We start from the raw sequence: 23,282 nt of genomic DNA on the forward strand, positions 1-23,282 counted from the left end.
CAAAACCAACTTCAAATTAATTATAATACCTAAATTACTTGTAGTGTCTGTAACAGAAGTGTTTTTTTTATAATCTAGTTGTTATAAGGCGTTAAATGTAAAATATTTTTTTTCCAATCTATTGTTAATAGATAATCTTCAAAAAAAGCATTTCCAATCAAAGAGGCAACACCTTTTTCTAACGACAATGATTGATTGTACAGTTCGATTTCTCCAATTTTAATTTTATCAATAGGAAACTTTTGTTTTAACTCTTCTGGGTTAGTAGCCTTTTTTTGATCCAAATTTTCAATAAACGAAGTGTTTGCCGTAAATTTTCCACTGGAACCCAAATCAAAAATAAATTTATATGTTTTAGTGTTTATTTGTGTATCTATATAACCAAGTCCCCAATTTTGATTCTTCATTGTAACTATTTGTGATGTTTTTGGAATATCAAATTTATTCGTTTTGTCGCTAATACGAATTACACTTTTTTTGTAATCAATTTGCCAATTTGCTTTTCGCATTAAATTATTTCCTATTATTCCACTTATTTTTATAGTTTCATAATTTGGTTTGATCAAAGATAAATCTTGAAGCATTCCGTAAGTTTTTTCAAAACTCACATTTGAAATTGAAATATTGGATAATTCAATTAAGCGAACTTTTTGAGTAGAAACAGAACTTCCTGATAACTCAATTTCTTTTTTTAATGTATAGCTTATCTCTTTTGAGATGTCTTGGTCAATAGCACTTATTTCATAACCTGTGTCAAAAAGAAAATTATATTTTTTATCAGAAATAAGTACTTCAATAAAAATATGTTTTCCAATATAACTAAATGGTATTTCAACTAAATAATCTTTTTCGTTTACAAAACCACTTTTTGCAATTTGTTTTCTATTTTGAGAGAAACAATTCGTTTGTGTTAAAAATAGAATAGATAAAATCAGTATTATTTTTTGCTGCATAGTCTCTGTTTCTTTAATATTTATGCCAACATCAGTTTCTCTCAAAACCTCCGTTTTTCATTATTTTTAGGGTAAATATAGTTGATTTAAACTGCAAAAAAATAACTTTCGGTGCAAAGTAATCTGGTAAGCATCCCAAAAAATGAGTTGTATAAACACTATAAAATATTAGCAGTACTTACAAGTGCAGTTTGAACTCATTTGGATCAATCTGGTTCAAGTGTCGATCTAATTTGCAACTAGTCTCTATTTAGTTGTAAAAACTAAATCAAAGTGTTTTCAACTGCTTTTAGATAATTACTACTTAGTAAAACGCATTAAAAACCTTTTATATCAGTAGACCGAAAAAGACACTTACCACAAAAGTGATGCAAAACACTAAAAAAGATAGTTAAAATAATTTCCCTACCATGTTAAAACATATCAATTAATTATAAATTAGCAGTAAATAAAAAAATATTATTGTCAAAAAAGCATTAGATAAAAAAATATTTTGAAAACCATTTTCAGATAAAGAAGAATTGAATTTAAGCAATAGTATACTAATAATTGATGTTGCACATAATCCTATTGCAATGTATAAACAAGCTCCATTTAATCCTGACATCAACTCTTCTGAATATTCTTTATTAATTGTTTTTATATTGCTAATATTCTGAAAAATATAACTTTCACTAATAATGATTTCATTTTCTTCTATATAAGTTTTACTCAGAGAAAATTCATATCCTTTTTTAGTATAATATTTATATCCAAGAAATTCTTTAGAATTACTAGTACTAAATTTACCTCGTCTGCTTATTATAATTTTGCTATATTCTGTGATTTGATCATTGATTTGTTTTTGTGGGATTAAAAATTGATCGATCGCAAATAGGATAAATATAATTGGAATTAAAATCAATATTTTTAACGTTATTTCTGAATATTTTTCTTTCACTGATTATTTTAGATTTAATATATTTGACTTGAGATCTCCACTGTTACTGTAAACTAATGACTAACGGTTGTCTGTGAAAAAACTAAAAATGATACTCTTAAAATCGGCATTATGAAATTTTTTCTCCGAAAGGTATCCAAATAGTTTCTCTTTTTGACTTAGTTTTTTCATAGCCTGATATTCTTGTAATCAGCGGGTTTGGGACTAAATTAAGCCCATTCTCCGGATTTGCCAAATCATCCCAAGTACAAAACCAACTTTTGATTAAGCCAATTGCACAAATCCGTTGTAGCTTTTAGCGGATGGACTTATTCTTATTTTTAGTAAATTTTGGTCAATAAAATTATTCCGTAAATCCAAAAATTATATAAGATTGTGTATGTAAATCCGTAAAATATGCTCCTTTCAATATTCCCACTACATCCTGAAGACTTTTTAAATATCAATCTCAATGCTCTGAAAAAAATCCAATATAACATTCCCAAGAACACTAATATTGATAACCAAATTATTGTTCCAAGTGCAAAAAACAGATAGCTAATAATAATCGTAGCTAAAATCCACAAAATTATACTTATTATTATTCCACCAAATCCTTCTCCAATTTCTGGCATAGAATGTCCGAAACCACCGTCAGCATTCATCTCTTTTAAAAAGTTCAGTTTTTTAGAGTCAAAATTATCCGTTAATTTTCCTAAACTATCTTTAAGTTTAGTTCCGTTATATAAACTAATTGTAATAAAAAGAAAAAAAGCGATTGAAAGAATTGAGGTTGAAATCAAAGAGTTTTCTATAACTGTTTTGTGTTTTCCAATTCCATAAAACCAAACACTTAAGATTGTAATTACAATACTAATTAATGATATTGTAAATATTTTTTTTGAATCAATTAATCTTCTTCTGTTTGGTATTTTCATTTTCAACCGCGATTTTTTTAGCCTAACAGTTAACATCAGTTTCTCTCAAAACCTCCATTTTTATTATTTTGAACGTAAATATAGTTGATTTAAACTACAAAAAAATAACTTTCGGTAAAAAGTAGTTTGGTGTGTTAGCTGGAGCCTTTTTTATTTCGTAACGCCAATGATAACTCCAAAGTTCCCATCTATTTGTATCCAATCCTGACTGGGTAAATATGTACGAGAAACAAAACCATCAAGATATAGCGCATTTTTACAGCCAAGAGTTTTGAAATAGTTTGCAAAATCATAGAAATTGATTTCTTCTTTTGACATAGCGAAAACAACTTTACCAGTTTCAAGAATTCCAACTCCATTTCTTATGTTTAAGTTTGTAGAATTTTCTTTAAAGCCTGAATGTATCTCTCCATTTATTAAGAGCATTGGCCCCGATTGAGTAGCATATTTTATATTATAGTTTTTGAATTTTTCTGTAATACAAATGTTTGGGATGTTTTTATTTGTAATATAGAATATACCATTAGGCTTAAGGTAAAAATTCCCGTTTCCATTTGAAGTATCAATAACAGATAAACTTTTTTTGTTTTCAATATATAACCCTTGTGGTGAATAGTCTTTCTTATACATACCAGCGTTCATTGCAAATACCAACGTCTTATTTTTCTTTTCAAGCCAAACTTTTAAATTTTCAAGACTTTTGAAATTTTGACTATTATTATCTTTCCAATATAATTTTAAATCTTGTTTTTTAGTGTCTACAATATAACTTACAAATCTTTTATCTTGTTTAGTGACCTGTGTTGCTGAAATAAATATTACTACGGTTAGTAAAATTAGTATTGTAAATATTTTAGATTTTCTATTCAACGTTTAGTTCTTAAAAGATTACAGATAACATCAGTTTCTCTCAAAACCTCCGTTTTTTGTTGTTTTTAGGATAAATATAGTCGATTTAAACTGCAAAAAAATAACTTTCGGTGTAAAATATTTGGTACGCAGCCAAAAAAAATGAGCTGCAAAAGGCTTTAAAATCAGTTGTATAAACATGAAAAAAACAGTTCGTACGTGCCCATACACTCGGTGATGTACTCGATTTTTTGAATTAATTCACAAAAAAAGAGATATCCAAATCCTCAGAAAAACCTACTGATTGTTTTACGATAACTTCATAGTGACAGAGTCTCAGCGGTTTCGTTCAACATGAGTTTCATTACTTCGTCAGTTCGCTAAAGGCTTGGGTGTTGGCTCTTAGAGTCCAACGAAGCCTGGCTATTAGTCGAAGTTTTTTTAATTCACATTAAATCTTATTCTTTTAATAAGTCTATTCGAATTTATATCAATTTCGTCTCGACCATGTAACATTAAATCATTTCTAAACAGAATTAAATCCCCTTTTTTTAATTTAATTTTGAATGAGACACTTTTAAAAAGCTTATCAAGGTTATTTAATTCCTCTATTTCAGTTTTGTTCATCTTTGAAAAAGATTCCATTGTTACTCTATCATAGCAGATTTTATAACTTTTATTAACTGAAGTTAAAATACTTCTCCAATGATTCCTAAATTTCCATTTTTTATTTTGCAGTTCTTTTATTTCATTTTTAGATAATTGTTTTATGAGATTGTTCAAGAACATAAAATTATTTGTGCCTTGACTTTCGCTGGCAGGTTCTATACATAAGAGACCAATGCAGTTTGGAATTGAATCTAAATCAGCACAATCTGTATGTAAAGGAAAAGCTAAATTTGAATTTGCTATAGAGGTGAAAAAGTTATTTTGTTTGAATATTTTTACATCAAAAATACTTTCTCCGTTATTATTTCTGTTTTCTTTAATTGAAACTCCAATACGATTGATAAATGATTGAAAATCATTATCAGATAGAGGAAAATCCTCTATAATAACCAAAGTATCTCCTTTTTGTAAATTATTGACTATTTCGGGATAGCTTAAATTTTGATCAAATTTGTAACTAATTAACAAGTCCGACACTTCCATCTATGAATAAGCTTAATTCTCCGTTAACACCATTTTTTGGAAAATCACAGATTTTTTGATCTAAATCCCGAATCATTTGATATTCTTCATATTCAGTTCCTGATTTAAAATAATATCTGCATGAAATCTTTTCTATATTACCATCCCAATTAAGTTCTGAATATGTAGGTATTTTTGTTATTTCATGAATTTTAGACAAAAGTTCTCCAATGGATGAGTTTTCGTCAATATCTATGATTATGGTTTGTGGCGGTTCTTGATTGTCGTAATTCAACTCTGTTAAAAATTCAATATTCATCTATTTAGTTTTGTTGTTCTAAAATTCTAAACAACTTTTTTTTATGTTTTGTAAATCAAATATTTATAAAATATATTTTTTCTTATTATTTCCTTCCATTTTTCCACTTTCGCACTGTTAGCTTACGGAGTCCGGGCAGGTGTATAGGGGGAATTTCGCCTAACATTCTGCTCCTACAAAGGGTTTGGGACTAAATTAAGCCCATTCTCCGGATTTGCCAAATACAAAACCAACTTCCCGTTAAGCAAATTACCTAAAATCAGTTGTAGATGTTGGCGTTGGCACCCGTATTTTTATTTGATTCTACCTAATTCTATTTGCCCGTAAATTGCTTGGATGGCTTCAAAAACTTCATTTTGATTTTCAACTTCTGACCACCCCTTATTGGTAAGTTCAATTCTAACTTCATTTTCAGATTTTCCTTTTAGAAAATGATAATAAGAAAAATCTAAAACTTCTGTTGGAATTCTTTCCAATTGGTAAGAAGTAATAGTTGATACTAATCTTAAATAGCCAATAGCATATGTTAAACCCAATTGTAGAATCCAACTTATCACTAATCCAATCCAACCTGTATTCAATGTTTTGATTGTTAATCCTTCCGAAAATCTAATTTTCATAAATTCAAAAAAACCAATTCTGTCATAATTGTTTTCACTCAAAATAATTTCATATTGAAAATATTGATTTGATAAATATGTAATAATTATCATTGCAATTAATAAAGAATGTAATTTTTTAAAGTCAGTGAAATTCGAGGATTTTATTAATTTTTTTAAAGCAAAAGTAATTACTAATCCAACTACAAACTCAAATAAACCAATAAAATATATTCCGTGAATTGAAACTTCTGCTATTACAAACCCAAGAATTAGAGAAATAATTATTCCTCCAATGATTGGAATTAAAAAACTTGGTTTTTTAGATTCTTTCGGTTTTGGTAAAGTTTCAGGAATTACATAATCATCCCAATTATTTTTCTCTTCGGTTTCCTTTTCAAGTTCATTTAAAGCATTTCTGTCATACTCATTTTCGGTTTCTTTTAGAGCGTGAATAAATAATTTCACTCTTTTAGAGTTTCTACCATTATCCCACATTTCGTTACCTAAAGATTCACTTTTTACTTCTAAATTGCCAAAATTATAATTAGCAGTAATTATTTCAGTCCATTTATCAACTCCAAATATTTTTTCTCTTCGTTTGGCTTCAATTTTGTTTTCATCTTTGAAAACAATATCCCAATCTAATTTTTGAAATGTTTTTTCTGCAATTGGAATAAAAACAGTTTTGTTTAAAGAAGTTCTAACTTCTTCTTTATATTTTGGTGTCCAATTAAAACTATGTATCCTTTTAATTGTCTTTTCGTAAATTTTTAATTTTTCTTCCATTTCTTTTTAGGTTATCATTAATCATCCCAAAATACAAAACAAACTGCCCAAATCAGTTGTAGCATCTATGTTATGAGCTGGCTGTTTTTGTCGAAATTATGATTTTCACGCAAAACTTTTCAAATTTCTACTAGTAAATCGAACTTCCTTTATTTGGAAATAAGTTTTGTTATTGATGTCTCCAAACAATTAGATTTTCATTTTTTTTCTCAGTTCCATCTTTATAATACAGGATAGCAGTTATGTCTTTATACTTCTTGTCACCTTTAACTATCATTTCGATTTGAACATCTCCATCCCTAGGTCTTACTTGTTGAATCATTGTAATCTCTTTAATATTTCCTACTTCATCTTGTATTTTCTTATTATTTAATACATAGGATTTGACAGTAGTAATGATTCTCTCGTCAATGTAATAGTCTCTTATTATTAAAAATAGAAAAAACGAAAATAATATAACTTTTAGGAATCTAATTAAGGTACGTTTATAATAAAGCTCTTTAATAGCCAAAGCAATAACAAATGTCAAAAAAGTAAAAATTAAAATGTTTTTACTTTCCCAGAAGAAATATAATTTCAATATTCTACATAGAAATCCGTAGATAAAGATTATCAGCAAGACAATAAGTGGTATGTTTTTATAATATCTTTTAAATTTTTCCATATTGATTTGAATATATTTCAACTGCGTCATTTCGGCACAACTAGCCCATAATCGAGTCACACAAGGGAATTTCACCCCTACGTTCTCACGGAACCGTACGTGAAAGTCTCCCTTCATACGGCTCTTCATGTTCATAAATCATGCCCCGCTGGCAAAGTCTTTTCAGACTCATATCTTTAGCGGGAGGCGCGATAGCCTCTTGAAATTCTTATAACTCATTTATCGAAAACCCCATAATTACGGAATCTCAGCGATTCCGTTCAACACGGGCTTCATTGTTCGTCCTTCGCACGCAACGAATCCCTTAGCTGTTGGTGGCAGTTATTTTTTCATCAAGTTACTATTCATTATGATTTCTCTAATTTTAATTTCAAACTCGTAAAACAAATCTATATTTTCGTTAGATTGATTTTCTAAAACAACTACGTCCACGTCTGTCTCGGGAAAATAAACTTTGAATGATACAAAACCTGAACCACCACCTGTGTGTCCCAAATATTTGATTGGTGTTTTGTCGCTTACTCTTATACCATAACCGTAGCCTATTTTTTCTTTTCCAAAAGCGTTATGTTGTGCAGTAATACTATAAGTTGTCATCAACTTATAAGTTTCTGGTTTTAAAATTTTTCCGTTGTGCAATAACTTGTCCCAAATATTTAGGTCAGTTACATTTGAGATAATCCCAGCAGCAGAAACTTTATCGTTATTTTCAATAGGTGTTTCTTCAAGTTTTAAATTATTGTTTGTATTTTGATAGCCTTTAACTCGATTTTGAGTTTTGCCTTGTTCAAAGCAATAGGTGGTTTTCATTTTCAGTTTTTTAAACAAGTCGTTTGCCACATCATTATATTTTCTGCCTGTAACTTTTTCAATTATTTTTCCAAGCATAATATAAGTTGTATTACCATACTTGAAGTCAGAACCTGGCTTGAAAATCAAGGGTTTGTCAATATCAGTTATTCCAGCAGAAAAGTTCAATAAATGGTGAACTGTCACGGTGTCTGCCCAACTTTTTGGTAAATCTGGCAAATATTTTCTAACTGGGCTTTGCAAATCAATTTTTCCATTTTCAACTTCTTTCAAAGTCAAAACAGCGGTAATTTGTTTACTGTTTGACATAATTATAAAATTGTCTTTGGTTGTTAAAGGCGTTTTCTTTTCGATATTTGAATATCCAAAGGCATTCTTATATTTTGTTTTTCCTTTTTGAGTAATCAAAATAACTCCGCTGAAACTTCTTGGATTTGTCGTTTTGATTAAACTGTCAATTTTAGCAGAATAATCGTCTTTTTCTTGTGCGTAACTATTACAACTTACTAAAAGAGTTGTTATGAAAATGGTTAAAAGTCTAATTTTTTGTTTCATTAAAATTGTCTTGATTTTTTTGTTCTCTTGTTTACGGTGGGGTTGTCATAATTGCCAACAATCGAGTCACGCAAGGGAATTTCACCCTACATTCTCACGAAACCGTACGTGATAGTCTCCCTTCAAACGGCTCTTCATGTTCATAAATCACGCTAAATTAATTCAATTTATGGATATTCCGCTGGCAAAGTCTGAAGACTTTGCGTTTTTTTTAAATGTACTTAAAAACCGTAAATCTAATAAAAGTCTCCTGATTTTTCCGTGAATGGCTTATGAATTCAACACCTTTGTTAATACTTTAGCTTTTTTACAACTCTTTAAACGTATTTCTTACCAATGCAATCCCGCTAAAAGTCAGGAAACTTTTGACACTTTTATGGATTGGAAAACGATTTTAAATTACGCAAAGTCTGAAAAAGGCTTTGCGTAGCGGTTTATTAGGCACAGTTTTTATTATAGTTCAATGTTTTCATTTCCGTCATCGTCTTCTTCCAAATATAGTTTCCAATTCAGTTTATTAGCAATTTGCTTAAATGTATCAATATATATTTGTTGGTCTATATTTTGTCCTTTTGAGCAAACAATTGCAACCAAAGTTACGAATTGATTTACGTTAGCAGAAGATGAATAATCTCCATTATAAGTTTCTACCAATATGATGTCAACCCAAGGGAATTTGTCAGTGTTTGTAAACGATTGGTGATTTGTCTGCTTAAAGAATTCTGTTTCTAATAGACACTGAATCACAACTGATTTGTCAAGTTTCTGACTAAAGTTCTCGTTACATTGAATGTTATAGTAATTATATCTGTTGCTCCACATTATTGTATTTTTGGTCTCTCGTTTCTTAAAATTAGCTATAACGACGTCTTGGGACTAAGGGTTTGGGACTAAATTAAGCCCATTCTTCGGATTTACAAAATCATGCCCAATACAAAACCAACTTCCCGTTAAGCAAATTACCTGAAATCAGTTGTAGCTGTTAGCAGACGGTTTATTTATTCAGCATCTAATTCTTCAAATTCAGAAACTACACTTTCATCAAAGTGATTTTTATAAAATATTTTATTTTTTTGAATCATACTTTCTGGAAAATAGAAAAAAACAGAAACTGAATTTTGAATTGATAATTGAATATCAAAATCTTTTTCAGGATTGTATTTTATTTTTGTTAAACTTACTAAATCATTTAAAAAAAACTCTTTTTCAAAATCATTTATGATCTTTGAAAAATATGGATTATGAAAAAAAATGTCTATGAAAATTATTAAATTTTTAGCAAGTGGTGATTCTAGAAATCCATTTTCTTCAATTTTATTATTGAAGATTCGATTTATAAGCGTTCGAAAGTTTTTTATTAATGAATCTGCTAAAAATAATTCAACATTTTCATTTGAAGCTGGATATTGTTGAAAAAGGATAATTAATAAATTAGTATTTTCTCTGTAACTTATTTCATTTTCATTGATATAATTGTTCTGAATTCTGTTGACTATTTTCTTAAAGAATTCTAATGATTGTTCTGATATTAATGGCTCAAAAACACTTGAATCACATTTTTCCTTAAAAACTTCTAATAATTTTTCGAAATTTTCCATTAAATAATTTGGTTTATTTTAGTTTCCGCAACTGTCTGCCAATCGAGTATCGCAAGGGAATTTCACCCTACATTCTCACGAAACCGTACGTGATAGTCTGCCTTCAAACGGCTCTTCATGTTCATAAATCACGCTAAATTAATTCAATTTATGGATATTCCGCTGGCAAAGTCTGAAGACTTGCGGCATGTATGATTCTATTGACAACATTAAAGCCACATCGCAACATACCCGCCGTTTTAGATTGGTTTTTAGTCGCTAATAACCTATCGATTATCAATATTTCAAAAAGAAAAGTATGTGTATTTCCTTCGGAAGCCCATGGAACTTTAATACTTTCAATCTTACCATCTTTGGTTTTTATTCGGGGAATTTTAGCATTGATATAGGTTTTAAACTGCATGATGTCTAGGTGTCGCCATCTACGGTGATCTCTATAATCGTGAACAAATTCATAAGTTGCTGTATATGTCTTTTTATAATCATCTAAATTCCATTTCAAATATATCAACCTCATTATCTTCGTTGAAATCAATTTTTTCAACTTTCCATTCCGGACCAAAATTAAATAGCTTATCAAAAAAATCTTCTGTCATCTTTTATTGTTAAAAATACAAAACCCATTCAATTAATGGTAGAACTCTAATTATAATAGGTATTTATTCAAAATGAGAAAGAAATTGAACATTAACATTTCATTTAAATACTCTACAAAGATATAATTACTATTTTTGGAACTTTTAAAAATACGAACCACGCTATGCGAAAAACTCAGTTATTTTTACTTTTTTTTATTAGTATTCAAATTTCTTTTGCACAACAGCCACAAAAACCAAATGCTGTTGCTATCTATAATCAAATTCAAAAATTAAACTTTTTAGGATCTGTGCTGTATATTGCAGCGCATCCTGATGATGAAAACACACGTCTGATTTCGTATTTATCGAATGAAGTAAACGCCAGAACGGGTTATTTGTCCTTAACCCGGGGTGATGGCGGACAAAATTTAATTGGCCCGCAATTGCGTGAATTATTGGGTGTCATCAGAACTCAGGAGTTAATTGAAGCCAGAAAAATTGATGGCGGGGAACAGTTTTTTTCGCGTGCGAATGATTTTGGTTTCTCTAAAAACCCCGATGAAACTTTAAAAATCTGGGACAAGGACAAAGTACTTGCAGATGTGGTCTGGACTATCAGGAAATTTCAGCCGGATGTAATCATCAACCGTTTTGACCACCGCTCACCGGGAACGACCCACGGCCATCACACCGCTTCGGCAATGTTGAGCGTGGAGAGTTTTAACTTGGCAAATAATGCCAAAATATATCCCGAACAATTAGAATATGTGAGTCCGTGGCAGGTAAAACGACAGTTTTTTAATACGTCGTGGTGGTTTTACGGTAGCCAGGAAAAATTTGATGCAGCGGATAAGTCTAAATTTACCACTTTGCAAACGGGTGTTTATTATCCCGGAATGGGCAAATCAAATCAGGAAATTGCGGCTTTGAGCCGCAGCTGCCATCAGTCACAGGGTTTTGGAAGCACTGGCAGCCGGGGTAACGAAACTGAATACCTGGAACTGATAAATGGCGAAAAGTCCAAAAACCGTGATGATTTATTTGACGGAATTGATACTTCCTGGAACCGTGTTAAAAACGGAAAACCTATTGGCGAACTGATTTCTAAAATTATTGCCAGCTACAATTTCAGCAATCCGTCAGCCAGTATCCCGGATTTGGTACAAGTGTACTCGATGATTGACGATTTGGAAGATACTCATTGGAAAGATTTAAAATCGGATGCCTTAAAAAACATAATCGCATCCTGTGCCGGATTATATCTGGAAGCCGTTGCCGAGGAACAGGAAACCACACCCGGAAGCACTATTACCTTAAATATTGAAGCCATCAACAGGTGTCCTATTGATATGCAGCTAACAGGCGTAACTTCGCAACCAGATAACAGAACCACGATTAAACATAATCTTTTCTTAAAAAACAACAACGGGCAACGATTCAAACTCGAAATACAGCTTCCTGAGTCGTTAGAATATACAGCACCGTACTGGCTAAAAGAAAAAGCAAGTGTTGGAATGTATACGGTTTCGAATCAGGAAAACATAGGCGTTCCGGATGTTATCAGGGACGTAAAAGTTGTTTTTACCGTAAAAATTAACGGTGTTCAAATTCCGTTTGAGCGCACTGTGGTCTATAAATACAATGATGGCGTAAAAGGCGAAATGTACAACTTTCTGGATATTGTACCGGAGGTTACGACTTCGATCCTTGAGAAAGTGCTGCTTTTTAAAGATGCCAAAAGTAAACTGGTTCCTGTAAAAGTCCGTGCAGGAAAAGACAGAATTAAAGGAAATTTACAATTGGATCTGCCAAAAAACTGGATCGTTTCACCAACAGAAATTCCGTTTTCACTGGATAAGAAAGGAATGGAGCAAACGTTCTATTTTGAAGTTACGCCTGCGTCTAACTTTGAAGAAGTTTTTGCAAAAAGTATTGCTACAATTGACAATCAGCAATTTGACAAAGACCAGACGATCATTGACTTTGATCATATTACAAAACAACTGGTTTTAAAATCAGCCGAATCAAAATGCATCCGTATCGACCTGAAAACCACAGGAGATGCTATTGGTTATATTATGGGTGCCGGCGATGAAATTCCGGAAAGTTTATCTCAAATGGGCTATAAAGTAACCCTTTTGACTCCCGAAGAAATTACGCCTGAAAAACTGGATCGTTTTGATGTGGTTATTACCGGAATTCGTGCCTACAATACCGTGAATGCGTTGTCTAACAAGCAGTCTATTCTTTTTGATTTTGTAAAAAACGGTAAAACCATGATTGTACAATACAATACAAATGGAAAACTGATAACGGATAAAATTGCGCCTTATCCGCTTACACTTTCAAATGATCGTGTTACAGACGAAAATGCCAAAATCACTTTTCTAGCACCAAATCATCCTGTTTTAAACACACCAAACAAAATCACTACAAAAGATTTTGAGGGCTGGACTCAGGAACAAGGTCTTTATTATCCAAATCAGTACGATGCTTCTTTTACGCCAATTATAGGATCGCATGATAAAGGAGAATCAGATAAAAAAGGAGCTTTATTGGTGGCTCCTTATGGTAAAGGCTATTATATTTATACCGGTTTAAGTTTTTTCAGAGAACTTCCGGAAGGGGTTTCAGGAGCATATCGATTACTTTCGAATATTATCTCGTTAAAACAGCCTATTGAAGCTCCGAAACAGGAATTAAAAAATTAAATCAACAAAGATGGAAGCTAAAAAAGAAAAAAAATGGAAAAAAAGCTACACCTATGTACTAGTTGCTAACGCCGTTTACATTATTATTTTTTTTCTAATTATGCAATTATACTCATAAATTATGCAGCTATTTGACTGGGTCGTACTGATTGTTACTCTTTTGTTTATTGTAGGATATGGATCCTGGAAAACAAAAGGAAGTAAAAATGTTGAAGACTTTATTTTAGGAAATAATGAAACTCCCTGGTATACTGTAGGGCTTTCGGTTATGGCAACACAGGCCAGCGCCATTACTTTTCTGTCTACTCCGGGACAGGCTTATCATGACGGAATGGGTTTTGTGCAATTTTACTTCGGATTGCCCATTGCCATGATTGTCATTTGCCTGACTTTTATCCCGTTATACCATAAAAATAAGGTATTTACAGCTTATGAGTTTCTCGAAAAACGATTTGATGTAAAAACACGTTCATTGGCCGCTATCCTGTTTTTGGTTCAAAGAGGATTAGGAACTGGTTTAACGATTTATGCCCCGGCAATTATATTATCAGCTTTGTTGGGCTGGAATTTAACTTTAATGAACATTATAATTGGTCTGCTGGTTATAATTTACACTTTTTCGGGAGGAACAAAGGCAGTGAATGTCACTCAAAAGCAGCAAATGTTCGTGATTATGTCCGGAATGTTTATTACTTTTTTCCTGATTCTGCATTATTTGCCACAGGACATGACTTTTTCAAGTGCCATGCACATTGCCGGTGCCAATGACAAAATGAATATTGTGGATTTCTCTTTTGATCCTGAAGAAAAATATACATTCTGGAGCGGAATTACCGGTGGTTTTTTCCTCATGCTGGCCTATTTTGGTACAGATCAGTCACAAGTGGGCCGCTATTTGTCAGGTAAATCCGTTAAAGAGAGTCAAATGGGACTGATTATGAACGGACTTTTAAAAGTCCCGATGCAGTTTTTTATACTGCTGACCGGGGTGATGGTTTTTGTTTTTTTTCAGTTCAATCCCGTTCCTTTAAATTTTAATCCGAATAATAAAATTGTCATTGAAAAATCGGCTTACAAAGATGAATATCATGCTTTAGAACTTAAACTGAATAAACTTTCTGAAGATAAAAAGGTAATCAATCTGTTGTATATCGAGCAATTGAACGAGGATTATGACAATCCTATTCTTCGAAAAGAGTTAGTCACTTTATCCAATAAGGAAAAAGATTTGCGCGATCGGGCGAAAGAAATCATTTCTAAAGCTGACAGCAATAGCGAAACCAATGATAAGGATTATGTGTTCTTTCATTTTATTTTACATTATTTACCAAAAGGACTTATTGGATTATTACTGGCTGTAATTATTTCGGCTGCCATGTCCTCAACAGCTTCGGGATTAAATGCGCTGGCATCAACGACGGCAATTGATATCTATAAACGAAATATCAAAGAAGAGAAATCTGAAAAGCACTATCTGAACGCTACCAAATTTTTCACGCTTTTTTGGGGAATTGTTGCCATACTCTTTGCCTGTGTAGGAACTTTATTTGAGAATTTAATTCAGTTGGTAAACATTATTGGTTCTATATTTTACGGAACCGTTTTGGGGATTTTTCTGGTAGGGTTTTATCTCGGAAGAGTTCAGGCTAAGCCAATGTTTTACAGTGCGATTATTAGTCAGTTGACCATTTTTATCATTTATTACTTTATGATTTATATTTATCCGAGTGGTCAGGAAAAATTAGGGTACTTATGGCTGAATTTTATTGGTGCCATCCTGACTATCGTATTATCACTGTTGATGCAAATTGCTTTTTTCAAAAGAAATAATGAGCAATTGAATGAATTATAGTTTGATTTATATTTTATCTTAACAATAGTTATTAAAGATGCTGAATTTTAATTTTACCCCTTTTCCGGTTATTGAAACGGAACGTTTGCTTTTAAGACGAATTACGGACGATGATGTAAATGAGGTTTTTGAATTGCGGTCTAATCCGGAAACAATGAAATATATTCCAAGACCGTTAGTTAAAACTACTGAAGATGCACTCGGGCATATTGCCATGATTGAAGACAAAATCGTGACAAATACCGGAATCAATTGGGGAATTACTTTAAAAGGAAATCCAAAACTATTGGGTATTATTGGATATTACAGAATGCAACCCGAAAACTATCGTGCAGAAATTGGCTACATGCTACTTCCTGAATTTAATGGAAAAGGAATTATTACTGAGGCAGTTAAACATTTAATTGCTTATGGTTTTAATGATTTGAAACTACACTCAATTGAAGCTGTTATTGATCCGGAAAATTTTGCTTCTGAAAAAGTGCTACAAAAATGTGGTTTTATCAAAGAAGCTCATTTAAAAGAGTCCGGATTTTATGAAGGTAAGTTTCTGGATAAAGTAATTTATTCCTTATTGAACCGATAATTTTTATTTTTCAGAAAATTTAGAACGTGACTTAACATACAATTCTTCTACTTTTATTCTGGCCCAAGCTGTTTTTCTTAAAAAAGTAAGACTGGATTTTACACTGGGATTATCAGTAAAGCATTTAATGGGAATTAATTCCCCTAAAGTATCAAAACCATAATAATCAGCAAGGGTTTCAACAATTTTTTGAAGTGTAATTCCGTGTAGCGGATCTTTAGATTTGTTTTCCATCTTTATATTTTAAATAAATAATAAAAAGACCGTATCTTAAAAAATACGGTCTTTTATGCAAAATTAACGAATTGACCTAAAACAATTCACTAATTTTTAGAATAAGAACTTAAATCCGAAAGAAAGCGGTGATGTCAAATTTGGATTACTTCCTGCAAGGGCAGTATTGTAAAATGGGTCAACGTTTGCAACGTGAGCCAATCCAAAATTTGTAACGGTTGTTTTTTCTCCATTTTTAGGTTCAATAGTAGTCGTTGTGAAATTTGCCAGGTCATAAGAAAATTCAACTGAGAAATTTTTGGTTATAAAATAATCAAAACCTCCTGATACAGATAAACCAAACTGATTTACTTTTAAATCGCTTTCTTTTTCCTTTCCTGTGATAACCGGTAAAGCTGCCTGCCCGAAGAAATACAATGAGCTGGCGATATTCCAATATTTTCTCACTAAAGGCTGAACAACAATCAGATCCGTTTTTGCTTCCGTTCCTGCATCAGACTCTGATTTAATATTGATATATCCAATTCCTGCACCTACAGCAACCGATGGACTTACAAATGTTCCCACAATTGGCAGTACAGATAAACTTGTATTTTTTTCATCTGCAGTTTTAGTTTGCTGATAGCCAAATTGCGAAGTTGCAAACCATGTCCCTTTTAGTCCCTGACTTGCTTCCTGAGCTTTAACTGTTAGACCCAATAATAAAATACCCGCTAATGTTACAATTTTTTTCATGTTATTATATTTATTAATTACATGGCAAAATTATGAGGAAGCTTTTGTGACGGGAATGATTAAAATCATATATTAAAAAAAATCTTTAATTATATTTACCGACGTCAAAGTTTTACAATTTTACTTATTTTTGCATCATGTTAAAAACAGTCAATATACTTAATAAAAGAGCCAGGTTTGATTATGAAATAATTGATACCTACACTGCCGGAATTGTTTTGGCAGGAACAGAGATAAAATCTATTCGATTAGGTAAAGCAAATATTACTGAAAGTTTTTGTGAATTCAGTAACAATGAGCTTTTTGCGATTAACACCTATATTGAAGAATACTCCTTTGGCAATCAATTTAATCACAAATCAAGAAGTGAAAGAAAATTGCTTTTGAACAGAAAGGAATTAAAAAACCTTCAAAAAAGTGTTCAGGCAAAAGGACTTACGATAGTTCCTCTAAAGTTATTTACCAATGAAAAGGGCTTAGCAAAACTTCAAATTGGTCTTTGTAAAGGAAAGAAAAATTATGACAAACGGGAATCACTAAAAGAACAGGACACAAAACGTGACTTAGACCGTATCAAAAAAGCTTATAATTAAGTTTCAAGATTTAAAAAAGCTTTTCCGAGATTTTCAATAATATCTGATGCTATAAAAGACTGATATCCGGTTTGTGGTAATGCAATATCTGCTGTTAGTCCATGAATAAAAACACCTAATTGTGCAGCTTGCAGAGGTTCATACCCCTGCGCCAGCAAACTAGTAATAATTCCCGTAAGTGCATCACCGCTTCCTGCAGTTGCCAACGCAGCATTTCCGGTTGTATTTTGATAAACTGCAGTTTGATTAATGATAAAAGTAGGGGCACCTTTCATAATGATGATCACTTGGTATCGTTCTGAGAAAGCAATTGCATTTTGAAACTTTTGCACTTCAGAATCCCATTTGCCTATTAAACGTTCCAGTTCTTTTGGATGTGGTGTCAGAATTGTTTTTTCAGATAGTAATTGCAGCCAGGATTTGTTTTCCGACAAAATATTTAAAGCATCAGCATCAAGAACTAAAGGTATTTTATTGATTTTCAAAAATTCAAATAAAGCCTTTTGTGTTAGCAGCTCCTTCCCTATTCCCGGTCCAATGCCGATTGCTTGTGGGATTAACGGCAGATGAATGTTGGTTAAGAAATTTGTATTGTCATCAGTAAAAACCATAACTTCCGGAATTGAAATCTGCAGGATTTGATAACCGCATTTTGGTATAAAAGTCGTTACAAGCCCACAACCTGATTTGATACAGGATTTTGATGCCAGAACTGCTGCCCCTATTTTGCCGTAACTCCCGGCAATAATCACGGCATGTCCCTGAAGCCCTTTATGTGATAATGGATTTACAGGTTTATAAAACTTTAAAACTTCTTCTTTTGTGATTAAATATGGAGTCTTCATCTGAATGCTTTTATCTACTAAAGTTACATAAAAAATTAAAAACCTTAATACATCTTTTGAAACCAACTACCATAGCCCTGGTAGCAGCGGCATCCTTTTTGTCCTGTTTTTTTAACGGGACAAAAAGATATAGCGAATAACAGGAAATAGCTCCTAATCATTGCGAAATTTATAATTTAGAATACTTATTTTCGATATTTTTTGAATAAATTTGCGGCTCAATTTTATAAATCCATACAATGAAAAATACTGCGCTTACGCACATCCATGAAGGTTTAGGAGCAAAAATGCTGCCTTTTGCAGGTTATAACATGCCAATTACATATGAAGGAGTAAATGCTGAACACGAGACCGTTCGTAACAGTGTGGGGGTTTTTGACGTTTCGCATATGGGAGAATTTTTATTAACAGGCCCTAATGCATTGGCATTGATTCAGAAAGTGACTTCAAATGATGCCTCGGCTTTGACAATTGGAAGAGCACAATATTCTTGTCTTCCAAATAATGATGGCGGAATCGTAGATGACTTGATTGTTTATAAAATGAAAGAAGAGCAATATTTACTGGTTGTAAATGCTTCGAATATTGAGAAAGACTGGAACTGGATTTCATCGCACAATGATTTGGGAGTTGAAATGAAGAACCTTTCTGATGATTATTCTTTATTGGCGATTCAGGGACCAAAAGCGGTTGAAGCTATGCAGTCATTGTCTTCGATAGATTTGTCTGCAATAGCCTACTATCATTTTGAAGTAGCTGATTTTGCAGGAATTGAACACGTAATTATTTCTGCTACCGGTTATACAGGCTCTGGCGGATTTGAAATTTATTGCAAGAACAGTGACGTTGAGCAAATCTGGAACAAAGTTTTTGAAGCTGGTACAGCTTTCGGAATAAAACCAATTGGTCTTGCAGCTCGTGATACTCTGCGTTTAGAAATGGGGTTTTGTTTGTACGGAAACGATATTAACGATACCACTTCTCCTCTTGAAGCTGGTTTAGGATGGATTACAAAATTCAATAAAGAGTTTACAAATTCTGAAAACCTGAAAAACCAAAAAGAACAAGGTATTTCTAAAAAATTAGTTGCTTTTGAAATGCAGGAGCGTGCGGTACCCAGACACGATTACGAAATTGTTAACGCATCAGGAGCTGTGATTGGTATTGTTACATCCGGAACGATGTCACCATCCATGAATAAGGGTATTGGTCTGGGATATGTAACCGTAAATAATAGTGCTATTGATAGTGATATCTTCATCAGAATCAGAAAGAATGATGTTCCTGCTAAAGTAGTTAAGTTGCCTTTTTACAAGAAATAAAAAATTTTACAAAATAGTTATAAATGCATTACCTGATTGTAATGCATTTTTTTATACCCGAAAGAAACGATCTAAATGTAAGAATATTATAGAGAAGAAATAACAATTAATAAAAAAATAAGCGTAAATTTATTTTTAGATTTATTGAATATGAAAAGAGTATTATTGGGATTTATGTTAATTACGAACCTTCTATTTTCTCAAAATAGCGATCAGACGTGCATGATACTCGCCAAAATAAACCGCCTGATTCAAAATGAGCACATTAAACCAAAACCGGTAGACGACAGCTTATCTGTGTACGTTTTTGACAATTTAATGGATGAATTAGATCCTTCGAGAAACATTTTTTTCAAATCGGAGTATGAAGAAATGTCTAAACTTTATCGCTTAAATTTAGATAATCTAATCCTTAAAGGGGATTGCAGTTTTTTATCTGATATTACTACTAAATATACAACTGCCCTTTTGCGGACTAAAACTATTTTAGAAAAAATTCAGTCCGGACCAATTGATTACAGTAAAAAAGACACCATCCGATTCTACAAAAAGGCATTTACATTTTATTTAAAAAAGGAGAATTTAGAAAAAGTCTGGCTTAAAAAACTTCGCTATCAAATTTTAGATGATATTGCTGAAACGGGTAACAACCTGGATTCTATCGAATTAAACTTTAAATCGATAGAATTACAATCCAGGGCTGTTGTTTTATCAAATGAAATTTGCAGAATCAATACGCTCTTAGAGCGAAAAGACACACAACAGGAAAATCTTTACAACTTTTTTTGTACCTATTTTGATCCGCATACTGCTTATTTTAGTGATGACTCAAAATCCAGTTTTGTCGCGTCACTATCCAAAGAACATTTTTCTTTAGGAGTGAGTTTAAAATTAAATGAAAAAAATGAAATTATTATTGAAGAAGTAGATCCAAATGGCCCTGCCTTTCAGTCCGGACAGATTAAAAAAGGAGATCAGATTGTTTCAATTTCAAACCAGAAAGAGACCTTACATGTTTCGTGTGCTTCGTTAGAATCAGTTTCGACCATGATTTTATCGGAATCTAATAAAAAAATCACACTCACCTTAAAACGAAATTCCGGTAAAAACTTTGAAGTCTATATCGAAAAGCAAATAATGAAGGACGAAGATAATTCAGTCTACAGTTTCATTATAAGCAAAGAAAGTAAAATTGGTTATATCAAAATCCCTAGTTTTTATGCTGACCTTGACCAAAATAACCGTAAAGGCTGTGCCGATGATGTTGCCAGAGAAATGATAAAACTGGAAAAAGACAACATCAAAGGTCTTGTAATCGACCTGATTAATAACGGTGGTGGTTCTATGGAGGAAGCTATAAGACTATCAGGCATGTTTATTGATTACGGACCACTTTCTGTAGTTATAGATAAAGAACAAAACAGAACCGTAATAAATGATCCGTATAAAGGCCTGATCTACAAAGGTCCTGTCGTAATTTTAATAAACAGCAACACGGCTTCTGCGAGTGAATTTTTTGCATCTATTTTGCAAGATTACAACCGTGCTTTGTTATTAGGCAGCAATACCTTAGGAAAGGCTACCATGCAGACTATAGTCTCACTTGATGAAAATACAACTACCGATTTTTTAAAAATCAGTATTAATAAATTTTACAGGGTTACAGGAAAAAGCCATCAAAATACTGGTGTTAGACCTGATGTTGTTCTTCCTGAATTTTATGAGAACATTTATCAAAAAGAAAGTGATTTTCCAACAGCAATCAAAAATGACAGTATTACTCCCTTGTTAAAATACAGACGATATGTAAAAAGAAACCTAATTGACAAAATTGCCAAAAATAGTACAGCAAGAATGGCTAACAATTTCTATTTTAAACAAATAAAAGAAATCAATGCAAAGATAAACGACATGATTAATGTTCCAAAATCTGAAGTTGCAATTACATTAAATTCAATTTTTGAACAAAAAACCATTAGGGAGAAATTATGGAAAGAAATTAATACTTTTAGTGATCAAAACAATTCATTAGATGTTTATAACTCCACTGTAAATCAATTTTTACTTGGCGTATATCCCGCTGAAAAGACAATAAACCAGTATCAAATTACTAATCTCAAAAATAATCCTTACTTAAACGAAGCCGTAAATATTATTAATGAATTTAATGCTGCAAAATAAATTCAGAATTACGGCAAAATCCATACAGAAAACTCAAAATCTGGTTCTGCAAATTTGTTTTTGAAGCAGAAACATTTGGCATTCTTATCTGCATTGCTTCTGGCTTTATCTTTTTAACGACGTTTACCCAACTCCGATGAAAAAAATAAGCCAATGATCTTAAAAACCGAACCACCGGCTTGCAAGGATTTTCTTTACAATCGTGGCTAAAAAGAGTCATTTTTGAGTTTTTGCTATCATTCGAAAAATATTGACCCAATTTTTTTTAAACTTTTTTTATTTTCTCCTTTACACAAAAAAACATAATTTTAAAAAGAATATAATTTGATTTTGGAAAAATAAGGAATAACTGTATTTTTGCATCACAAAACTAAAAATTAGAAATGGGAAGAGCGTTCGAATTTAGAAAAGGAAGAAAAATGAAACGTTGGTCAGCAATGGCCAAAACATTTACCAGAATTGGTAAAGATATCGTTATGGCTGTTAAAGAAGGCGGACCAAACCCAGACGCCAATTCGAGATTAAGAGCGGTTATACAAAATGCAAAAGCGGCCAACATGCCTAAGGATAATGTGGAACGCGCTATAAAAAATGCCAGCAATAAGGATACTGCCAACTATAAAGAAATTTTGTTTGAAGGATATGCCCCTCACGGAATTGCCATTTTGATTGAAACTGCCTCTGATAACAACAACAGAACGGTTGCCAATATCCGAAGCTATTTTAACAAATGCAACGGAACAATGGGAACTCAGGGTTCTGTTGAGTTCATGTTTGATCACACCTGTAATTTCAGAATTGCAAAGGGAAATCTTGATCCGGAAGAATTAGAATTAGAACTAATCGATTTTGGTGCCGAAGAAGTTTTTGAAGATGAAGACGGAATTTTAATTTATGCACCTTTTGGAAGTTTTGGAGCCTTGCAGAAAGAACTAGAAAACAGAGGTCTAGAAATTCTGTCTTCAGGTTTTGAACGAATTCCTCAAATTACTAAAGAATTAACCGAAGCTCAAATTGCTGATGTTGAAAAACTTATTGAAAAAATAGAAGAAGATGATGATGTAATGAACGTTTATCACACAATGAAAGAAGAATAATTTTTTTTATAAAATATTAAAAAGCTCTGGAAATCCAGGGCTTTTTGTTTATAATAAATTGAAATAAACAACAGGAACTGGTAAATATGCTTTTAACTATTAATTGCAACCCAAAACCAGATAAAATATAAAAAATTCAAAATACACAAATTTATTTTAATCATAATGGTTGTATTCTTTATTGTTCTCAGCATGTTAAGTTGTACTGTGCATTAATAAGAATCAAATCCTAATAACAGCTCACAGAAAGTACCAGAAGGCCAATAAAAGAAAATATTAAGGAAGCAAAAAGCTGCCGGTCAACAAAAAAATGATTTACTTATTTCTGTTAGTTTAAGTAATTTTGTTAACCGTTCAGTTCATAAAATGCAGATTTCTTCATAAATCACCCCAGCATCTTAAAATAATCACAAATCTTCATCTG

The 23,282-nt window shown here is 32.0% G+C and carries 22 protein-coding genes; 7 read left to right on the forward strand and 15 right to left on the reverse strand.

The genetic code is table 11. The features are described from left to right. Window positions 1-74: 74 nt before the first annotated feature. From DMB65_RS03385 to DMB65_RS03440, 12 genes are all read right to left on the reverse strand, one after another. On the reverse strand, window positions 75-998 hold the full coding sequence (locus tag DMB65_RS03385) for an aspartyl protease family protein (protein ID WP_110305256.1): 924 nt from the start codon (window positions 996-998) through the stop codon (window positions 75-77). Between the two features lie 382 nt (window positions 999-1,380). After that, on the reverse strand, window positions 1,381-1,893 hold the full coding sequence (locus tag DMB65_RS03390) for a hypothetical protein (RefSeq protein ID WP_110305257.1): 513 nt from the start codon (window positions 1,891-1,893) through the stop codon (window positions 1,381-1,383). 320 nt (window positions 1,894-2,213) lie between these two features. After that, window positions 2,214-2,810 carry a hypothetical protein gene (locus DMB65_RS03395; RefSeq protein WP_110305258.1) on the reverse strand — a complete coding sequence of 199 codons (597 nt, stop codon included), beginning with the start codon at window positions 2,808-2,810 and terminating at the stop codon, window positions 2,214-2,216. Between the two features lie 150 nt (window positions 2,811-2,960). Then, window positions 2,961-3,680, reverse strand: coding sequence for a phosphodiester glycosidase family protein (locus DMB65_RS03400; RefSeq protein WP_230470590.1), 720 nt, complete (start codon window positions 3,678-3,680; stop codon window positions 2,961-2,963). A gap of 420 nt (window positions 3,681-4,100) precedes the next feature. Next, window positions 4,101-4,811 carry a TauD/TfdA family dioxygenase gene (locus DMB65_RS03405; protein WP_110305259.1) on the reverse strand — a complete coding sequence of 237 codons (711 nt, stop codon included), beginning with the start codon at window positions 4,809-4,811 and terminating at the stop codon, window positions 4,101-4,103. Next, entirely contained in the window at window positions 4,786-5,085 is a 300-nt protein-coding gene (locus tag DMB65_RS03410; RefSeq protein ID WP_123955254.1) for a hypothetical protein, read from the reverse strand. The genes DMB65_RS03405 and DMB65_RS03410 overlap by 26 nt, the downstream gene beginning before the upstream one ends. A gap of 317 nt (window positions 5,086-5,402) precedes the next feature. Next, entirely contained in the window at window positions 5,403-6,497 is a 1,095-nt protein-coding gene (locus tag DMB65_RS03415; RefSeq protein ID WP_110305261.1) for a hypothetical protein, read from the reverse strand. Window positions 6,498-6,666: 169 nt separating this feature from the next. Continuing rightward, a complete protein-coding gene (locus tag DMB65_RS03420; RefSeq protein WP_123955256.1) occupies window positions 6,667-7,161 on the reverse strand; it encodes a hypothetical protein in 495 nt (164 codons plus the stop codon). A 321-nt stretch (window positions 7,162-7,482) separates the two neighbouring features. Continuing rightward, window positions 7,483-8,526: a serine hydrolase domain-containing protein gene (locus DMB65_RS03425; protein ID WP_110305263.1), complete on the reverse strand. Its 1,044-nt coding sequence runs from the start codon at window positions 8,524-8,526 to the stop codon at window positions 7,483-7,485. A 453-nt stretch (window positions 8,527-8,979) separates the two neighbouring features. Continuing rightward, window positions 8,980-9,348 (reverse strand): hypothetical protein, encoded by a 369-nt coding sequence (locus tag DMB65_RS03430; protein ID WP_110305264.1) that lies wholly within the window; start codon window positions 9,346-9,348, stop codon window positions 8,980-8,982. Window positions 9,349-9,524: 176 nt separating this feature from the next. Then, window positions 9,525-10,124: a hypothetical protein gene (locus DMB65_RS03435; RefSeq protein ID WP_110305265.1), complete on the reverse strand. Its 600-nt coding sequence runs from the start codon at window positions 10,122-10,124 to the stop codon at window positions 9,525-9,527. Window positions 10,125-10,272: 148 nt separating this feature from the next. Further along, window positions 10,273-10,641: a transposase family protein gene (locus DMB65_RS03440; RefSeq protein ID WP_110305266.1), complete on the reverse strand. Its 369-nt coding sequence runs from the start codon at window positions 10,639-10,641 to the stop codon at window positions 10,273-10,275. A gap of 243 nt (window positions 10,642-10,884) precedes the next feature. Between DMB65_RS03440 and DMB65_RS03445 the strand changes: the two genes are divergently transcribed. From DMB65_RS03445 to DMB65_RS03455, 3 genes are all read left to right on the forward strand, one after another. Continuing rightward, entirely contained in the window at window positions 10,885-13,413 is a 2,529-nt protein-coding gene (locus DMB65_RS03445; protein ID WP_110305267.1) for a PIG-L family deacetylase, read from the forward strand. Window positions 13,414-13,534: 121 nt separating this feature from the next. Then, window positions 13,535-15,265 carry a sodium:solute symporter gene (locus DMB65_RS03450; RefSeq protein ID WP_110305268.1) on the forward strand — a complete coding sequence of 577 codons (1,731 nt, stop codon included), beginning with the start codon at window positions 13,535-13,537 and terminating at the stop codon, window positions 15,263-15,265. 37 nt (window positions 15,266-15,302) lie between these two features. Beyond that, entirely contained in the window at window positions 15,303-15,851 is a 549-nt protein-coding gene (locus tag DMB65_RS03455) for a GNAT family N-acetyltransferase (protein WP_110305269.1), read from the forward strand. A gap of 3 nt (window positions 15,852-15,854) precedes the next feature. On the opposite strand, the gene DMB65_RS03460 is transcribed toward DMB65_RS03455, so the two are convergent. Beyond that, window positions 15,855-16,085 (reverse strand): VF530 family protein, encoded by a 231-nt coding sequence (locus DMB65_RS03460; protein ID WP_110305270.1) that lies wholly within the window; start codon window positions 16,083-16,085, stop codon window positions 15,855-15,857. A 96-nt stretch (window positions 16,086-16,181) separates the two neighbouring features. Beyond that, on the reverse strand, window positions 16,182-16,820 hold the full coding sequence (locus DMB65_RS03465; protein WP_110305271.1) for an outer membrane beta-barrel protein: 639 nt from the start codon (window positions 16,818-16,820) through the stop codon (window positions 16,182-16,184). A gap of 137 nt (window positions 16,821-16,957) precedes the next feature. Between DMB65_RS03465 and smpB the strand changes: the two genes are divergently transcribed. After that, window positions 16,958-17,413 carry an SsrA-binding protein SmpB gene (gene smpB, locus DMB65_RS03470; protein WP_110305272.1) on the forward strand — a complete coding sequence of 152 codons (456 nt, stop codon included), beginning with the start codon at window positions 16,958-16,960 and terminating at the stop codon, window positions 17,411-17,413. Here smpB and DMB65_RS03475 read toward each other — a convergent pair. Further along, the gene (locus tag DMB65_RS03475; protein ID WP_110305273.1) at window positions 17,410-18,258 is read right to left on the reverse strand and encodes an NAD(P)H-hydrate dehydratase; all 849 of its coding nucleotides are present in this window, start codon (window positions 18,256-18,258) and stop codon (window positions 17,410-17,412) included. The genes smpB and DMB65_RS03475 overlap by 4 nt on opposite strands. 239 nt (window positions 18,259-18,497) lie before the next feature. Here DMB65_RS03475 and gcvT point away from each other — a divergent pair, with 239 nt between their 5' ends. The 3 genes from gcvT (at window position 18,498) to DMB65_RS03495 (ending at window position 22,858) form a co-directional block, all read left to right on the forward strand. Continuing rightward, window positions 18,498-19,580, forward strand: a complete 1,083-nt coding sequence (gcvT, locus tag DMB65_RS03480) for a glycine cleavage system aminomethyltransferase GcvT (protein ID WP_110305274.1) — start codon at window positions 18,498-18,500, stop codon at window positions 19,578-19,580. 150 nt (window positions 19,581-19,730) lie between these two features. Next, window positions 19,731-21,761, forward strand: coding sequence for a carboxy terminal-processing peptidase (locus DMB65_RS03485; RefSeq protein WP_110305275.1), 2,031 nt, complete (start codon window positions 19,731-19,733; stop codon window positions 21,759-21,761). Window positions 21,762-22,144: 383 nt separating this feature from the next. Beyond that, window positions 22,145-22,858, forward strand: a complete 714-nt coding sequence (locus DMB65_RS03495) for a YebC/PmpR family DNA-binding transcriptional regulator (RefSeq protein WP_007811539.1) — start codon at window positions 22,145-22,147, stop codon at window positions 22,856-22,858. Window positions 22,859-23,282: the final 424 nt, after the last annotated feature.

The organism is Flavobacterium cheongpyeongense (assembly GCF_003202435.1).
Lineage (GTDB): Bacteria > Bacteroidota > Bacteroidia > Flavobacteriales > Flavobacteriaceae > Flavobacterium > Flavobacterium cheongpyeongense.

Bases quoted from the DNA above. Each gene is read 5' to 3' on its own strand.
- gcvT (WP_110305274.1), top strand. From the start codon at position 18,498: ATGAAAAATACTGCGCTTACGCACATCCATGAAGGTTTAGGAGCAAAA.
- DMB65_RS03445 (WP_110305267.1), top strand. From the start codon at position 10,885: ATGCGAAAAACTCAGTTATTTTTACTTTTTTTTATTAGTATTCAAATT.
- DMB65_RS03415 (WP_110305261.1), bottom strand. From the start codon at position 6,497: ATGGAAGAAAAATTAAAAATTTACGAAAAGACAATTAAAAGGATACAT.
- DMB65_RS03495 (WP_007811539.1), top strand. From the start codon at position 22,145: ATGGGAAGAGCGTTCGAATTTAGAAAAGGAAGAAAAATGAAACGTTGG.
- DMB65_RS03395 (WP_110305258.1), bottom strand. From the start codon at position 2,810: ATGAAAATACCAAACAGAAGAAGATTAATTGATTCAAAAAAAATATTT.
- DMB65_RS03430 (WP_110305264.1), bottom strand. From the start codon at position 9,348: ATGTGGAGCAACAGATATAATTACTATAACATTCAATGTAACGAGAAC.
- DMB65_RS03465 (WP_110305271.1), bottom strand. From the start codon at position 16,820: ATGAAAAAAATTGTAACATTAGCGGGTATTTTATTATTGGGTCTAACA.
- DMB65_RS03420 (WP_123955256.1), bottom strand. From the start codon at position 7,161: ATGGAAAAATTTAAAAGATATTATAAAAACATACCACTTATTGTCTTG.
- smpB (WP_110305272.1), top strand. From the start codon at position 16,958: ATGTTAAAAACAGTCAATATACTTAATAAAAGAGCCAGGTTTGATTAT.
- DMB65_RS03450 (WP_110305268.1), top strand. From the start codon at position 13,535: ATGCAGCTATTTGACTGGGTCGTACTGATTGTTACTCTTTTGTTTATT.
- DMB65_RS03455 (WP_110305269.1), top strand. From the start codon at position 15,303: ATGCTGAATTTTAATTTTACCCCTTTTCCGGTTATTGAAACGGAACGT.
- DMB65_RS03435 (WP_110305265.1), bottom strand. From the start codon at position 10,124: ATGGAAAATTTCGAAAAATTATTAGAAGTTTTTAAGGAAAAATGTGAT.
- DMB65_RS03440 (WP_110305266.1), bottom strand. From the start codon at position 10,641: ATGAGGTTGATATATTTGAAATGGAATTTAGATGATTATAAAAAGACA.
- DMB65_RS03460 (WP_110305270.1), bottom strand. From the start codon at position 16,085: ATGGAAAACAAATCTAAAGATCCGCTACACGGAATTACACTTCAAAAA.
- DMB65_RS03425 (WP_110305263.1), bottom strand. From the start codon at position 8,526: ATGAAACAAAAAATTAGACTTTTAACCATTTTCATAACAACTCTTTTA.
- DMB65_RS03485 (WP_110305275.1), top strand. From the start codon at position 19,731: ATGAAAAGAGTATTATTGGGATTTATGTTAATTACGAACCTTCTATTT.
- DMB65_RS03405 (WP_110305259.1), bottom strand. From the start codon at position 4,811: ATGGAAGTGTCGGACTTGTTAATTAGTTACAAATTTGATCAAAATTTA.
- DMB65_RS03475 (WP_110305273.1), bottom strand. From the start codon at position 18,258: ATGAAGACTCCATATTTAATCACAAAAGAAGAAGTTTTAAAGTTTTAT.